The following is a 14911-nucleotide window of genomic DNA, read 5'->3' on the forward strand; positions in this document are numbered from 1 at the left end:
GATTAGCACTAAAAAAGTTCGAATTTTCTTTTAATTTTACATTAGTTTTTCGATTGGCAACGAACCTAGAATTATTTATGGTCTTCTTTTTGTTATAATGAAAAAAAGATGATTGGAGGGAAATTTTTATGGTAAAAGAATTACATGAAAAATTAGATGGTGTCTTCGAAGATATGATCGCAATCCGTCGTTATTTACATATGCATCCTGAAATATCATTTAAAGAAACTAAAACAGCTCAATATATTCAAGACTTTTATACAAATTTAGGAATACCTTTTCAAGCGAATGTTGGTGGGAATGGTGTGGTTGCCAGGGTAAAAGGTGCATTGCCTGGAAAAACTGTTGCATTGCGTGCCGATTTTGATGCACTTCCTATACAAGATGAGAAAGATGTTCCTTACAAATCTACTGTGAATGGGGTTATGCATGCTTGTGGGCATGATGGACATACTGCCACCCTTCTGATCCTAGCACGCACGATAAATGAATTAAAAGAGCAGTTAGCTGGTGAGTATGTATTTATCCATCAACACGCGGAAGAATACGCTCCTGGTGGGGCAAAGCCTATGATTGAAGCAGGTTGTTTAGAAGGTGTGGACGCTATTTTCGGTACACATTTATGGTCCCTATTTCCCGTTGGTACGGTGGAATATAAGTCTGGTCCAATCATGGCTGCAGCTGATCGTTTTGAAATTACGATACAAGGTAAGGGTGGACATGGTGCAAATCCCCATCAAGCAATAGATGCTATCGTTGTTGCTTCCCAGCTTGTCGTAAATTTACAACAGTTAGTTGCTAGAAGAGTTAGTCCTACCGAATCTGCAGTTCTATCAGTTGGTTCTTTTGTAGCCGAAAATGCATTTAATATTATCGCGGATTCAGCTAAACTTGCCGGTACAGTGCGCACTTTTAATGCAGAAGTGAGAGATTTGATGGAGCGTGAGTTAGAACGGATAATTGAAGGCACTTGCCTTGCTGCTGATTGTACGTATTCGTTCAACTATACCCGTGGATACCCTCCGGTAATTAATCATAAAGAGGAAACGGAATTTCTAGCAGCAGTTGCAAAAGACGTGCCGAATGTAGAGCTAGTGAAAGAATCAGAGCTTCATATGATCGGCGAAGATTTCGGCTATTATTTAGAAAACGTCCCAGGGACATTCTTCTTTACAGGGGCAATGCCACAAGGAGAAGTCTTCCCGCATCATAGTCCTAAGTTCGATTTTGACGAACGTGCAATGCTGATCGCAGCAAAAACATTAGGGACTGTCGCTATTGAATATCAAGTGAAATAAAAGTTCGCTTGATATTTGATGATTTGCTCATTATAGGGATATTGTGTCTTAAATTAGTTGCCTCTGCTCCGAGCAAAGGGTGCTGTTATGCGAGCATAAAAAGTAGTTATCCGAGCATAACGAGTCAGCGTCCAAGCATAAAATTCCGTCCATTCATAATGTTGCAAGTAACGACTGATATGTTGCGCAATATTGAATGGATCATCTTATTCCTGTTGATTAAGCGGATACTATAGGGGAAGGACATGATTCTCAATGTCCGCAAGCCTTTACTTGGAGAATTGGTTGCGCTCGTTTCCAATTTGGTTGCTTTCAAGCTCAAACTGGTTGCGTTGCCTATTGAATTGGTTGCTTTCACGAGCTAATTGGTCTCGCTAAGCCATTTCCTAACTTTTAATGGCTAATAAATACAGATAAAAGTGTCTATTTGGATGGATTGGAGCTGAAGGACGGCGACTCCAGTGGGATTAAGTGAGTAAGATGAGACTTCACAACGAACGCCTAAGCGGGCGGTGAAGGCTCATCGCTCACCCCACGGAAAGCGTCCGACCTTCAGCGGAAATCCAAGCGGACACCGATTAAGACTCACTCTCCCTATTATGCGCTGAAAGTAAAAATGCACAAAATTTATCCGCCCAGGAAATAACAAAAAGGCTGTCGGTATATCGACAGCCTTTCTTTAATTCTTGCCCATTCGAAGTGTCAGTTCAGAAACAATGTATACAGCAACTGGAATTAGCATTGTTAGAAGTGTATATTCCCCTTGAACTAAAACTACTATCAGCACAAACACTGCTTGTACAAATTGGATGACGCGCATTAATTTATGAACCGCTCGTTTTCTCGTATCCGGGTTAATCGGAAAAAGCTGATCCATTCGGAACTCATGTCCTGACAACAAAGCATGCCGCAACTGAACAACAGTCGCAAATGCAAGTGCACTGGTGAATATAATCGCCACGATCGGAAATGGGATAAATATCGCACCGAGTACAGATATAAATGTCAATCGTACCCATAAATAAAAATAATCATCTGTGCGAATAAAGGAACGTAGCACTAAGTATAATTGTGTATTTTTCTGTGCAAAAGGTGCAAGCGCATAAAAAGCATCCAACCATTTCCTTCTTTTTTTCTTACCTCTTATATGCGGAACATCCGTGAAATAATTCGCAAATCGATAAAACCGCATCATACGTGACTGCTCCACTTCGATAAAATGATCGAAAGGAAAAGGGACTTCTTTCTTTTTCTTCATCCATACTACTAGATAAACCAAACTAATAAGCGCGATAACCAACGCACCGATATAAAAACCGCTCATTAGAAAATAGAGCATAAAAAACAACAAAAGCAATCTTACAACACGATCTATCCATACCTGATTACCACTTGCAGCCCATCGATAGTTAAACTCCACAAGCATGCTCCATACTTTTAACACAAGCACAGCTAAAAAGCAGATAAGAATTTCATTTTTGGATAGTTGCCCTATTCTTGTTAAAAGAGGGATAGAGACAACAAGCACTATAATCGAAACTAAAACACTCGAAAAATAGGTCCATCTTAATGCAAGGTTGAAATACTCCTTTAGCTTTGTTTCTAAAGGTAGAAAATAAACGCTATCCGCTTGTTTCATTAAGGTAACTGGAGGACTTAACATCAAAAATATACTTAATAGAAAGGCGACAAGTAAAAATGCTGGAAAATTCGATGGCGCTGATTTTAACCACTCGCTATATGCATACCCTGCTGCTCCAATCGCAAAAACGAGTACAATCGCAATATGGCCAGATATAATATATTTTAAATACTTCTGCAACTCGTTTATATAGAAGACAAACCGCTTATTCCATACCTCACGCAAATTCTTCATTGTTTTGTTCCTTTGTCATTTCTATATATAGATCATCTAATGTCGCATATGGCATATTAAAAATGGCTCTCAAATCATCCATTGTCCCTTGTGCTCGAATTTTTCCGTTGTGCAAAAGTAAAATGCGGTCACAATATTTTTCCGCGGTCGATAAAATATGAGTCGACATCAGTACAGAGGCGCCTTCTTCTTTTCTTTCTTTCATTTGATCTAATAACGATTGTATCCCAAGCGGATCTAACCCAACAAACGGTTCATCAATAATATATAAATCGGGGCTTACCAAAAAGGCACACATTATCATTACTTTTTGTCGCATCCCTTTAGAAAAATGAGCGGGAAACCAATTCAATCGTTTTTCCATACGAAACTCTTTTAAGAGGGATTCTTTTCTTGCTTCGAATACAGTCTGATCCAGGTTATATGCCATTGCAGTCAGCTCTAAATGTTCTTTTAATGTTAGCTCGTCGTATAATACCGGCGTTTCAGGTATATATGAAAAAGAAGTACGATACGTTGCCGGATCATCTTTTAACGATTTTCCATTAAGCATAATATCTCCCTTGGCAGCGTTCATCGTTCCAATAATATGTTTTATCGTCGTACTCTTTCCTGCCCCATTCAACCCTATCAATCCTACTAACTCGCCTTTTCCAATTGAAAAAGTTAAATCATGTAGTACGGGTTTTCTTGTATAGCCACCTGTCACGTTATTAACTTCTAATACAGTCATTTTTACGCACCTCAATTCTCTACTAAATAGTTTACCAAATCCTATACTAAAAATCTTCTTTCAATGAACAAACCTGTCCCAGTATATGATAAACTTTTTGTAATGATGAATAGGAGGTTTTTCCATGAGTGAGTGCATTTTTTGTAAAATAATTGATGGTTCCATTCCAAGTGCGAAGATTTACGAGGACGAGCATGTGTATGCCTTTATGGATATACAGCCACTAACTAAAGGGCATGCACTTATTATTCCAAAAAATCATAAAGAGAATGTGTATGACTTATCTGAAGAAGAAGCGAGTAATTTATTTAAAGTTGTCCCAAAAATCGCTTCTGTCCTGAAAGAAACTTTCGGTCCTGTTGGGATGAATCTTCTCAACAATACTGGGGCTCCTGCCGGTCAAAGTGTTTTCCATTTCCATTTACACTTTATCCCTCGTTACGATCAAACAGATGGTTTCCGTGCGACATGGCATACAAAGGAAAAAACAATCACCTCTGAAATTATTCAAGAATTCGCAAAAGAATTAGCTGAAAAATTAAATAACTAGTAGTTGCAATTACGACCAAAAAGACTTACAATCAATCTAAGTTTCTTGCTAACGATCAAGAGGATACGTTTGAGGAATCTTACAAATTAGAGCTTAGAAAAGCTGAGGAGAGATGAGAATTGAATACAAAAAACTTAGTATTAATGTCCCTATTAATAGGGGTAGGTGCCGTCCTGTATATTATCATTCCAGGATTTAATGGTGGGATGAAGCCGGATTTCATGTTAACGATGATGTTTATAGGGATTCTATTATTTCCTGAAGTAAAAAGTGTTTTTCTGCTTGGTATTTCAACGGGAGTAATTTCTGGTTTGTTTTCTACGTTTCCGGGAGGATTTGTTCCCAATATTATTGATAAATCGGTAACAGCTTTTGTATTCTTTGGGTTAGTACTATTACTTTCTAAATATGCGAAAAAATTACCAGTTGCTATAGCTCTTACATGTATAGGAACACTTGTATCGGGTACGGTATTTTTATCAACTGCGATTTTTGTTTTTGGAGCTGGAGCGGTATTCGGGAAACTATTTGTGCTAGTAGTCCTTCCTGCAATTGCGATCAATGCAGTAGCATTTTTCGTTATTTATCCGATTGTCGGAAAGCTCATTAAACGATCAAATTTTGTAACAGCACTTACAGCTTAAAACTATTTGCTTTCCTTTTCGAAGGAAAGCTTTTTTTGTACACATTATTATGTTTTAATTATCTCAAGGACAGGAATAATACATATAAGCAAAGGAGTGAATTCTAATGAAAATAGCACAATTGTTTTTAGGAATCGCAACGGGGGCAATAGCCGGTGCTTCTGCAGTTTTACTATCCACTCCAAAGTCAGGTAGTGAAGTTCGTACTTCCTTAAAATCTACTTCTACCGACTTTCGGGACAAGTTATCCGATATAAAAATTCAGTTGCAAGAGCTTAAAAACTCCATTCGCAATCTGACAAAAGAATCAAAGGAAGTAATTCCAAGTACAATAGAAGAAATCAAGGAAAGTGTGGAGCAATGGAAAAGCGAAACTGCTCCATTACAAGCAAAACTTCAAGCTGAAATTACCGCAATACAATCAGCAATCGAAGAAATGGAAAAAACGTTGCCTAAGAAAAAGGAAGAAACAGTTAACTAAAAAAGAGATGCTTTTAATCATTACGGTTAAGAGCTTCTCTTTTTTTTAATAGTTATTATAAAATGAATAATATTTTTACATAGTATATTCAGTCTCATACTTTCTTGCTATAATGTTTGAAAGATTATAATAATGAAAGAAGGTATCGATATGTCAGAACAGTTTTATACGATGAAAGAAGCAATGCTCTATAGTCAGCGCCTTGCACAACTTTCAAAAGCACTGTGGAAGGCTGTGGAAAAAGATTGGCAAGCATGGATCAAACCTTATGACTTGAATATTAACGAGCATCATATTCTATGGATTTCCTATCATTTGCAGGGAGCTACTGTATCCGATGTAGCAAAGTTTGGAGTTATGCATGTTTCGACTGCATTCAATTTTTCCAAAAAGCTAGAAGAACGTGGGCTACTTGTCTTTTCTAAAAGAGATTCAGATAAGCGGAATACGTATGTCGATGTTACCCCTGATGGGAAAGCTTTACTAGATGAAATGTATGAAAACTATCACGATACTCCCCATTCCATTATTGAAGGTTCTCGTTCAATGAAACAATTATACGGTAAATTCCCAGAATTTTTGGACGTAATGGCGGTTATTCGTAATATTTATGGCGATGATTTTATGGAAATATTCGAACGTTCTATTAATAATATTGAAGAATCTTTTACGCAAAAAGACTAATTGACTGCGATTGTAAGCGTTCTATAAATCTTTTAAATTTATGTATTGCATTTTACTAGCAAAAGTCGTATTGTATGTATCTGAAACTAAATCTCTATTTGGGAGTTGCATACACTTTGCATTGTTGGAAAACAATTAATGTAAAAAAACAATATGGCTTGGAAAGGTTATTTCTATTATCCTCTTTGCTAGTTATAATCGTTTTTTCTTTCGCATACGTTTTGTTAGGAATTATTGATCAAACACATAAATCAGATGATTATTTTTTGTTATTTATCCTTGCATTTTTGAGTATTTATCCACTTCATAAATTATTTCATTTTATTCCACTTTATCGATCTCGGGATAAAGTAAGGTTGATAAACAAAAGACAATTTGGTTTTTTACCAATTGTTTCTGTAAGGGTAGTAGAACCAATTAATAAAAAAAGATTTATATTTTCCTTATTGGCACCATTTATTTTTATTAATTGCATATTAATTGTTGGTGCATTAGTCGTTCCCATTTTTTCTCACTATTTCACCATATTGTTTGCTTACCATTGTGGTATTTGCTTAATAGATTTAATATATGTGAAGCATTTGAGTAAGTCTCCAAAAAGCGCATTTATTGAAGAAACGGAAGCTGGATACGAAATCCTAATCGCTCCTAATCATTCCTGACAAGAAGTAACACTTGTAAAATTCGCTTCTTCTTTGATATGCTTACTGTATATGAAGGGAGTCTAGACATGATCATATTTACATTAGTTCTATTCTCGGCATTTTATTTGCTACAAATTAATCGAATGACATACGCTTTAGTTATGTCAAAAGAAATTCCAGAAGAAAAACATCCGAAGATTTTTCGTACCATTAACATACTTATAACGATTCTTCTTGTTTCCTTCTACGTCGAGCTAGTATACGCAGTTTAAGAGAAAAAAATGGACCCACATCTACTGATGCTGGGTCATTTCTTTTTGTAAGGATGAAAAGAGGAACCAAGATCGTTTACACGATCTTAGTCCGTCACTCCATTAGTAAAGAAATGCTGCCCCTACAATGATTAAAAGAATAAATAAAACAACAATCAATGCAAAGCCAGAACCGCCGTTATAACCACCGCCGTTATATTGTCCGCTCATTTAGAACACCTCCTATTCCATGTATCCTATGCGGTATTTTTAAAAATCGGTAGGCAAATGAATGGGAACCATTTTTGTTTTTATTTCGTTTATGTTATAGTAACTACTGGCAACATGAAGAAGTTAGGAGAGAAATCCATGAAAAAAACAGTATTAACATTAACCCTTGCAGCATCTGTTCTTGCATTAGGCGCATGTAGCAATGATTCTGCGGCTAGCAATGAAGTAATCGCTACTTCAAAAGTTGGAGACATCACTCAAAATGACTTATACAAGGAAATGAAAGCATCTATAGGTGATCAAGCATTTCAACTTCTTATGATTGAAAAAGTACTTTCATCTAAGTACAGTGTGACGAAAGATGAAGTAAACGCTCAATTAAAAGCAGATAAGGAACAATTCGGAGAAAACTTCGAAGCAATAATAGGACAGCAAGGTTATACGGAAAAGTCCTATAAAAAGTATTTAGAACTTAATTTAATGCAAGAAAAAGCTTTAATTGAAGATGTGAAAGTAACAGAAGACGAAATTAAAGCAGAATATGAAAATATTAAAACCGAAATCAATGCTCGCCATATTGTAGTGGCTGATGAAGCAACTGCTAAAAAGGCGAAAGCAGAAATTGAATCTGGAAAAGATTTTGCTGAAGTAGCAAAAGAGTATTCTACAGAAGAAGCTGCTCAAACAACTGGTGGAGATTTAGGTTGGTTTAGCAAAGCTGATAATTATGATCCTCAGTTTTTAGAGGGTGCATTTAAATTAGAGAAGAATGTAATAAGTGATCCTATAAAATCTAGCTTTGGCTATCACATTATTGAAGTGACGGACAAGCGTGAAATCAAAGAATCATATGAAGACAAAAAAGCTGAGCTAGAGAAAAAATTAAAGTTAGAAAAAGCTGATACTTCTAAATTACTATCAAAAGTATCTAAAATGATGAAAGACGCTGATATTAAAATCAAAGATGAAGATTTAAAAACAGCGTTGGATGAATTTTTAGCTGCAGGAGAAGCACCAGAGTCTACAGATAAAGATGCAACTACAGAAGAAGATGCTGATACTTCTAAAGAAGAAAGCAAATAATCTTCACATATAGGAAAAGCGTAGAGGAACAATGCCTCTACGCTTTTTTTGTTATTCAAATGTTGGCTTGTAAAATGAACGATTTTCCAGTGGAAATAAACGTTCTGTGAATTCTCCAGGATTTGTTTTGTCCAATGCACGATTGAGCATGTTCATTTTAGCATCGATATTATCGATATAATGCAAGATTTCCGCTTCTCGAACCATCGGACGTTTTGGACTTCCCCATTCTTCTTTTCCATGATGGGAAAGTACCATATGTTGAAGTAGCATCACTTCTTCTCCTTCAATTTGAAGCTCTTCAGCAGTTTTTGAAATCTCGTTCACCATGATGGTAATATGTCCTAATAAGTTTCCTTCAATCGTGTAAGTTGTTGCAACGGGTCCAGAAAGCTCTATAACCTTTCCGATATCATGTAAAATGATACCCGCGTATAAAAGATCCTTATTTAGTGTTGGATATAAGTCACATAATGATTTTGCAAGTTTTAACATGGAAACAACATGATCGATCAAACCCGAAGCATAATCATGGTGATTTTTCGTTGCTGCGGGATACGTCATAAATGCAGACTGATGCTTTTTCAATAAATGGCGTGTAATACGTTGAATCAACGGATTTTTCATTTCAAAGAAAAACTGCATAAGCTCTTCCATCAATTCCTCTTTCGGCTTCTCGGATGAAGGCACAAGATCATTGATCGTGATAGACTCTTCTGTTTTTGCTGGACGAATACTTTTCACTCGAAGTTGAAATTTCCCACGATAATCTTGAATTTCTCCGCCAACACGAACAATTTGGCTAGCAGCATATATTTTTTCGTGCTCTTCATTTGTATCCCAAAGTTTTGCTTCAATATCACCGCTTTTATCTTGTAAAACGAGTGACATAAATGGTTTCCCCACGGTTGTTATACCCTTTGTTGATTGTTTTATTAGTAAGAAATGATCTACTGGATCTCCTACTCGTAATTGTGTAATTCCTTTCATTTCACAATCCCTCCACTTCCGGCTAAAATGTCCGCTACTTTGACGATATGTGCTTCTTGCCAGACATATCGAATATGTTCGTGGCATGTAAAGTATAATAGTTGATGTTCCTTTTGTAGCTCTGTCATTAATTGTACCATGTGTTGTAGTCTGAAACGATCGAAATGTACAAATGGGTCATCCATTATAATCGGAAAAGATATTTTATCTTTCAAGGACACAGCAAGTGCAAATCGAAGGGAAATATAGGCTTGTTCTTTTGTTGCTTGACTAAGCTCGGCAATGTTAAAGCGTTGTCCATTTGATTTGACTGTTTCAAAGCTTCCTTCTGGCGTAAAAATCAGCTCGTTATATGCTTTACCCGTAAGCGTGTGAAAATAGCTCTGTGCATGCTCTAAAACTTCTGGGAGGCGTTCTTCCTTTAATTGAACCATTGTTTGTTTGATCGCCTCTACAACTGCTTTATACGCGGCCCATTTTTTCACTAGTGTATGTAGTTCCGCTTTTTTTTGTTCCAGCTGTTGTAGTTTTTCACTTTGTTCCTCATCCTCTAGTAACTTTTTAGTTTTATATAATAAGGATGCTTTTTCTTCAAGCAATTGGTTGCGTTCCTGTTGATAAGTCCGTAAGCATTCCTTACATTCCTGTTCAAAGGTTTCTTCATATTCGTAAAGGGTGACTTCCTTTTCCCCAAGTTGCATATTGATAGAGTGAATTTTCTTTTCAAGCTCTAGCTTTTCTTCATACATATCCAGAGCAATATAGTAATCCTTTTCCGTTTCTACTAGTGCCTCTTCGAATAGTGATGTCCTATTTTCCTTATATACTGTAAGAAGTAAGATGTTCTCTTGTAGTTTAGATTCGAGCTGCATTATTTTTTGAGTGATAAACTGTTGTTCCTCCGCTTTTTTCTTTTCCGCCAAATAATACTCACGGAGTTGGTGAAAGAGCATATCCTCTATTAGAGTGATACTCACCAATTCTTCTGCCTGTGTTACTATTTTTTTCAGTCTAGTTCTTACTTCGTAAAGTTTCGTTTCCATTTGATCTAGTTGGATTTGCTGTTCTTGAATAATTCGAAGTCTATTGAATAACTCTGGCAGTAGAGTTGGTGAAAGTTTTTCACTTATATGATATCTATTTAAAAATGCATAAACGGACTGCTTGTTTTGTTCTTTCTTTTGTACTAGCTCACTAATCGAATGTTCCAGTTGTTTAACCTGCTCTTTTAACGTTTGGAGTTCCTTCGCCAATAAACTTTCGTATTGTTGTATATCATTGGGTTGTTGCATCGCTTCCATCATAAATGTGAACCCCACATATACAACGGCACCAAAAATGACAGTTACAAGGGCGATTATCCAATTTGCCTGTAGGAAACTGAGTGTTAACCCGATAACACTAATAATTCCAATAAATAAAAGCGCTATTCCATTGGCATTTTTGCTTGGAGAAGATGTTCTGTTCGATCTTTTCGATTCATTCATACGTGATTGATGTTTTCCCAAGTCTTCTTGCTTCATTTGCAATAAACGATCTTCCTGTTGTAACTGTCTTTCTAGTTGCTCTTGTTTTTGTAAGAGAGAAACAAGTACATCCTCTTGCTGAAGAGATACGTCTGCCCCCATAATATGCATTAAGCTTTTTTCCCAATCCACACCTACTAATGATAATTGTTGCATTTGATTTTGCAGTGTTTTGCTCTGTTCTTCTTCAATTTGTCCTTGCTTGGCTCTTAATTGATGCCATTCCGTTTCATTGCTCAAAAAGGATTGTAACCGCTCTAATTCTTGCTGTGACATGACAGTATGGTTATTTGTAATAGCAGCAAGTTCTTCTTTTATCTGTTCTATCGTAACTTTCACATTGGTTTCTTTATCTTTGACTACTTCATAACGCCTTACGCCATCTGTCGGAAAAGTTTGGTGGGCAACTTTTTCAAATGCTTGTTCTAACTCTATCTTCTTTTCCTTTAGCGGTTTTAGTTGCATCCAGTATAGATAATTTTGTAATTGATCAGAAATAGCAGCCTCTTTTTCTATTATTTCTTCTATGCTCTGCTCAATTTCCTGTATTCGTTTTATGGAAGGTTCATATTTTTGTACTTCCTCTATTTGCTGTTTCCACGCTAATTCCAACTCTCGCAATTCCTCGATTTTTTGATTGATTAATGGCTTTTTGCCAGTTGGTTTAAAAAGCTCACCCATTTCTTTGACAAATTGCGTTTCTACATTCGTTAGCATATCCATCCCAGTTGTACCGGAAGATAGCAGTGTTCTTGTTAGTTCATCTTCGGTCATTTTTTCAAAGCCTTGTAATTGTAGCAATGAAAATGAAAAAATTGCTTCGAAATCTGCACGACCGTATGAATGCAGTAATCTCGTTAGCTCTTTTTCTCCTTTACGTGTACCATCCTCTAAGTAAAGCGTCACATCGCCACTTGCTTTTCCTTTTACACGTTCTATTATTATTCTACTTCCCTGATCATCTACAATATGAATTTCCCCACCATATATCGCTCCACTTTTAGGCTCATAACGTAATAACTGGGCGTTTTTTTGTGGAAACCCAAAAAGAATATGCAAAATGAATTGCTGGATAGTAGATTTCCCTGCTTCATTTTCTCCGTAGAAGACATTTATGCCATTTAGTAAGTCAATTTCTACATTTTCATGTTTTCCAAAGCCGTATATATGGAGTTTTTCTATTTTCACTATTTATTTGCCCCTCTCCACCGCTCTTGAAAGAACCTGTTCGACTTCTTCCAGCATGTCATTTATAAACGTTTCATCTATCGGAGGTAAATACCTACTTCCTTTTGGATGTTGATATAGCTCTTTTAATGCATATTTCCAGTCTGAAGTATCCCATGTTTCCGTCATTTCCATTATCATCTTTGATTCTTTCAACTCTGTTTTGGGAAGATTGATATACAATTCTTTTACGATAATAAAAGAGTCATGCATGTCCAAACTTTCTTGAATAAGGGATAGCCACTCTTCTTTAGATGATCCTTCTAGAAGTTCACTTGCCTCCTCTTCTACATCAGTCAAAGTCAGCTCAACTATTGCGTTACCCTTTAATTCACCATAATCAATTAATGATTGTTCGATTAGTAGCATTAATTCATTTGCATGTATAATTCCTTTACAAGAGATTTCCAACCTTTCATAAATAAAAGCCGATGCTGGAACAAATTGAAGTGTTGCATTCCCTTTTGTTAAAGAAACCTCATAAAACCCTTTTAAACCTCTCTCGTTCAGATGGCGACTTTGTGTGTTGCCTGGATAAACGATTGGTGGGTCATTATGTAAAATCTGTCGTTTATGAATATGACCAAGTGCCCAGTAATCATAATCCTTTGCGATTAAATCAGCTTTACGGAACGGTGCATATACATCGTGCTCTTCGTTACCTTCGACACTTCCGTGTAGCATTCCGATATGAATATCTTGACTATTTGAAACAGGATAATTAGCGTGCATGGCTTCTCTTACATGACGTTCTTTATAGCTAAAACCAGTTATATGAACTTTGTATCCTTTTACATCTAAGATTTTCGTTTCCACTTCTTCTCCCAAAACTTGAACATTTTCTGGTAGCTGAAACCTCACCCATTTTCCGCTTAAATGATCATGATTCCCATAGCAAATAAAAACTGGAATTCCTTCTTCCCGGAGCTTTTCCATTCCTTGTTGAAATATATACTGTGCTCGCAAGCTCCTATTTTCTCCATCATAAATATCTCCGACAATTAAGATGAAATCTGGTCTATTTTCTATTGCATATGCAATTATATTTGTAAAAGCAGTAAATGTGCTTTCCCGTATCTCTTTCCACCTACTTTGCGGAATAGCAGAAATCCCTTTGAAAGGGCTGTCCAAATGCAAATCAGCTATATGGAGAAAACGAATCTCAGACATAACTCACACCTCACTCAAGACGAATATTTGTTCTTATTTTACCATAAAGAAAAGATTGCATACAATTAATTGTGTACAATCTTTCACTAATTTCATTCTGTTTTAGCTTGCCGAAAAGTTGCCATTAATCCAGTAAATCCCGCTAAAAAAGAAGGAAAAATGCTAAAGATAATAAATTTCCAATTTCCTGTAATGATTGAGATACCTAGAAAAGTTACCGGAAATACAATCAATGCAAATAAGGAAACACCTAGCGCTAGTTTTGTATTGTTTTTCATATTCATGCAACCTCCTTTGTAATATCTAGTTCGTTTTATCAGCAATGAATGCTCCAATGCCATAAGAAATCATATGAACTACCCATATCGCTGTCATCAAGAAAAAAGCTAAACTAGGTCCCTCTTTAACTATAACGATCATCCATACAATTAAAATTGCTATCGTCGTGACAGTCCAAGATAAAGAGCGGGCTTTTTCATGAATTCTAATATAACGCTCATCAAACCATCTCTTTTTCTTCCCCACCTTACGCATAATTAAAAACACAATCCCCATTATCACAATCGCCAGAGGTAAACCTAACATAAATGATACTAAATCAAAATTCTCGTACATGCCTATTCCCCCTCGTAAATGAATATTTCTTCTATTGGACATTGGAACAATTTCGAAAGTTTAAAAGCTAATGTTATGGAAGGATTATATCGCCCTTTTTCTAACGAAATAACCGTTTGTCTAGAAACATCCAACAACTCAGATAGCTCATCCTGCGTCATACTTGCAGCTATTCGCTTTTCCCGAACTAAATTTTCCATGTTTATACCTACTTCCTCTGTAAAGCTAACTTTACGTAAAGTATACTTTACTAACGGAGCCGATGTCAAGCTTACTTTACGTTTCTCTTTTAAAACTTTTTATGTATAATAATATGTAAGTATAATAAAGGGGTGTTGATTCATGAAATCGTATAAATTTACTGCATTTGAACCAACAGGCAAGCTAATTGTAGAAGAAACATGGACATTCGAAAACGATGACGAAGCAAAGAAACAAGGGGAAGCAGCAATCGAAGAAAAAGGACTTCTCTACACGACTCATCGTTTAGTGAACAGTGCTGGAAAACTCGTTTTATTTCATATATAGGAGAGGAAAGGGAGTAAAACCATATCGGTTTTACTCCCTTTTTTGAGGTTGTTTTCTTGGGAATTGCGGTTAGTTGTAATGTTGAGGGATTTAGTTGTAAAAATGATCGCGTTAGTTGTAATTTTGATTCATTTAGTTGTAAAATTTAGAGCTTTAGTTGTAAAAGGATATTTTTTCCACAAAAAACTTCCTATTTCAAGGTGCTACTTAAAACTGCATGGTCTTTTTTTTGTGTGTTTATCTCGGAAAATGAGTTTAGTTGTAATAATGTTCATCTTAGTTGTAATTTCAGCACCTTTAGTTGTAAAATTTAGAGCTTTAGTTGTAAAAGGATATTTCTTCCATATAAAACCTCCTAATTCGAGGAGCTACTTAAAATT

General features: G+C 36.1%; 18 protein-coding genes. 9 read left to right on the plus strand and 9 right to left on the minus strand.

All coding sequences use genetic code 11. From position 1 onward, the window contains the following. The first annotated feature begins 128 nt into the window (after positions 1 to 128). A complete protein-coding gene (locus FS486_RS14270) occupies positions 129 to 1298 on the plus strand; it encodes a M20 metallopeptidase family protein (protein WP_144512226.1) in 1170 nt (389 codons plus the stop codon). A gap of 679 nt (positions 1299 to 1977) precedes the next feature. On the opposite strand, the gene FS486_RS14275 is transcribed toward FS486_RS14270, so the two are convergent. Next, the gene (locus FS486_RS14275; RefSeq protein WP_144512227.1) at positions 1978 to 3174 is read right to left on the minus strand and encodes an ABC transporter permease; all 1197 of its coding nucleotides are present in this window, start codon (positions 3172 to 3174) and stop codon (positions 1978 to 1980) included. Then, a complete protein-coding gene (locus FS486_RS14280) occupies positions 3158 to 3907 on the minus strand; it encodes an ABC transporter ATP-binding protein (protein ID WP_144512228.1) in 750 nt (249 codons plus the stop codon). The genes FS486_RS14275 and FS486_RS14280 overlap by 17 nt, the downstream gene beginning before the upstream one ends. Positions 3908 to 4031: 124 nt before the next feature. On the opposite strand from FS486_RS14280, the gene FS486_RS14285 reads away from it, so the two are divergent. The 6 genes from FS486_RS14285 to FS486_RS14310 all read left to right on the plus strand — a co-directional run bounded on the left by FS486_RS14285 (position 4032) and on the right by FS486_RS14310 (position 7182). Continuing rightward, entirely contained in the window at positions 4032 to 4457 is a 426-nt protein-coding gene (locus FS486_RS14285) for an HIT family protein (protein ID WP_144512229.1), read from the plus strand. Positions 4458 to 4576: 119 nt separating this feature from the next. Then, a complete protein-coding gene (locus FS486_RS14290; protein ID WP_144512230.1) occupies positions 4577 to 5101 on the plus strand; it encodes a tryptophan transporter in 525 nt (174 codons plus the stop codon). Between the two features lie 106 nt (positions 5102 to 5207). Beyond that, positions 5208 to 5582, plus strand: a complete 375-nt coding sequence (locus tag FS486_RS14295) for a YtxH domain-containing protein (RefSeq protein ID WP_144512231.1) — start codon at positions 5208 to 5210, stop codon at positions 5580 to 5582. Positions 5583 to 5726: 144 nt separating this feature from the next. Continuing rightward, positions 5727 to 6266: an HTH-type transcriptional regulator Hpr gene (locus tag FS486_RS14300; RefSeq protein ID WP_186321465.1), complete on the plus strand. Its 540-nt coding sequence runs from the start codon at positions 5727 to 5729 to the stop codon at positions 6264 to 6266. Positions 6267 to 6382: 116 nt separating this feature from the next. Beyond that, on the plus strand, positions 6383 to 6928 hold the full coding sequence (locus FS486_RS14305) for a DUF3267 domain-containing protein (RefSeq protein ID WP_144512233.1): 546 nt from the start codon (positions 6383 to 6385) through the stop codon (positions 6926 to 6928). 68 nt (positions 6929 to 6996) lie between these two features. Then, positions 6997 to 7182, plus strand: coding sequence for a hypothetical protein (locus FS486_RS14310; RefSeq protein ID WP_090570160.1), 186 nt, complete (start codon positions 6997 to 6999; stop codon positions 7180 to 7182). Positions 7183 to 7284: 102 nt separating this feature from the next. Here FS486_RS14310 and FS486_RS14315 read toward each other — a convergent pair whose 3' ends face one another. Further along, positions 7285 to 7392 carry a YjcZ family sporulation protein gene (locus tag FS486_RS14315; RefSeq protein ID WP_144512234.1) on the minus strand — a complete coding sequence of 36 codons (108 nt, stop codon included), beginning with the start codon at positions 7390 to 7392 and terminating at the stop codon, positions 7285 to 7287. A gap of 138 nt (positions 7393 to 7530) precedes the next feature. On the opposite strand from FS486_RS14315, the gene FS486_RS14320 reads away from it, so the two are divergent. After that, positions 7531 to 8475 carry a peptidylprolyl isomerase gene (locus tag FS486_RS14320; RefSeq protein WP_144512235.1) on the plus strand — a complete coding sequence of 315 codons (945 nt, stop codon included), beginning with the start codon at positions 7531 to 7533 and terminating at the stop codon, positions 8473 to 8475. 51 nt (positions 8476 to 8526) lie between these two features. Here the strand turns inward: FS486_RS14320 and yhaM are convergent, their stop codons facing one another. From yhaM to FS486_RS14350, 6 genes are all read right to left on the minus strand, one after another. Then, the gene (yhaM, locus tag FS486_RS14325; RefSeq protein ID WP_144512236.1) at positions 8527 to 9465 is read right to left on the minus strand and encodes a 3'-5' exoribonuclease YhaM; all 939 of its coding nucleotides are present in this window, start codon (positions 9463 to 9465) and stop codon (positions 8527 to 8529) included. Then, positions 9462 to 12179, minus strand: a complete 2718-nt coding sequence (locus FS486_RS14330; protein ID WP_186321461.1) for an ATP-binding protein — start codon at positions 12177 to 12179, stop codon at positions 9462 to 9464. The genes yhaM and FS486_RS14330 overlap by 4 nt, the downstream gene beginning before the upstream one ends. A gap of 3 nt (positions 12180 to 12182) precedes the next feature. Next, positions 12183 to 13388 carry a metallophosphoesterase family protein gene (locus tag FS486_RS14335; RefSeq protein WP_144512238.1) on the minus strand — a complete coding sequence of 402 codons (1206 nt, stop codon included), beginning with the start codon at positions 13386 to 13388 and terminating at the stop codon, positions 12183 to 12185. Positions 13389 to 13480: 92 nt separating this feature from the next. After that, on the minus strand, positions 13481 to 13666 hold the full coding sequence (locus tag FS486_RS14340) for a hypothetical protein (RefSeq protein WP_144512239.1): 186 nt from the start codon (positions 13664 to 13666) through the stop codon (positions 13481 to 13483). A 25-nt stretch (positions 13667 to 13691) separates the two neighbouring features. Next, the gene (locus FS486_RS14345) at positions 13692 to 14003 is read right to left on the minus strand and encodes a DUF2178 domain-containing protein (RefSeq protein WP_144512240.1); all 312 of its coding nucleotides are present in this window, start codon (positions 14001 to 14003) and stop codon (positions 13692 to 13694) included. A gap of 2 nt (positions 14004 to 14005) precedes the next feature. Then, positions 14006 to 14203: a helix-turn-helix transcriptional regulator gene (locus FS486_RS14350; protein ID WP_144512241.1), complete on the minus strand. Its 198-nt coding sequence runs from the start codon at positions 14201 to 14203 to the stop codon at positions 14006 to 14008. Positions 14204 to 14345: 142 nt separating this feature from the next. On the opposite strand from FS486_RS14350, the gene FS486_RS14355 reads away from it, so the two are divergent. Then, positions 14346 to 14531 (plus strand): YhzD family protein, encoded by a 186-nt coding sequence (locus FS486_RS14355; RefSeq protein WP_144512242.1) that lies wholly within the window; start codon positions 14346 to 14348, stop codon positions 14529 to 14531. Positions 14532 to 14911 lie beyond the last annotated feature (380 nt).

The organism is Bacillus sp. FJAT-22090 (assembly GCF_007676755.1).
Classification (GTDB): Bacteria; Bacillota; Bacilli; order Bacillales_A; family Planococcaceae; genus Psychrobacillus.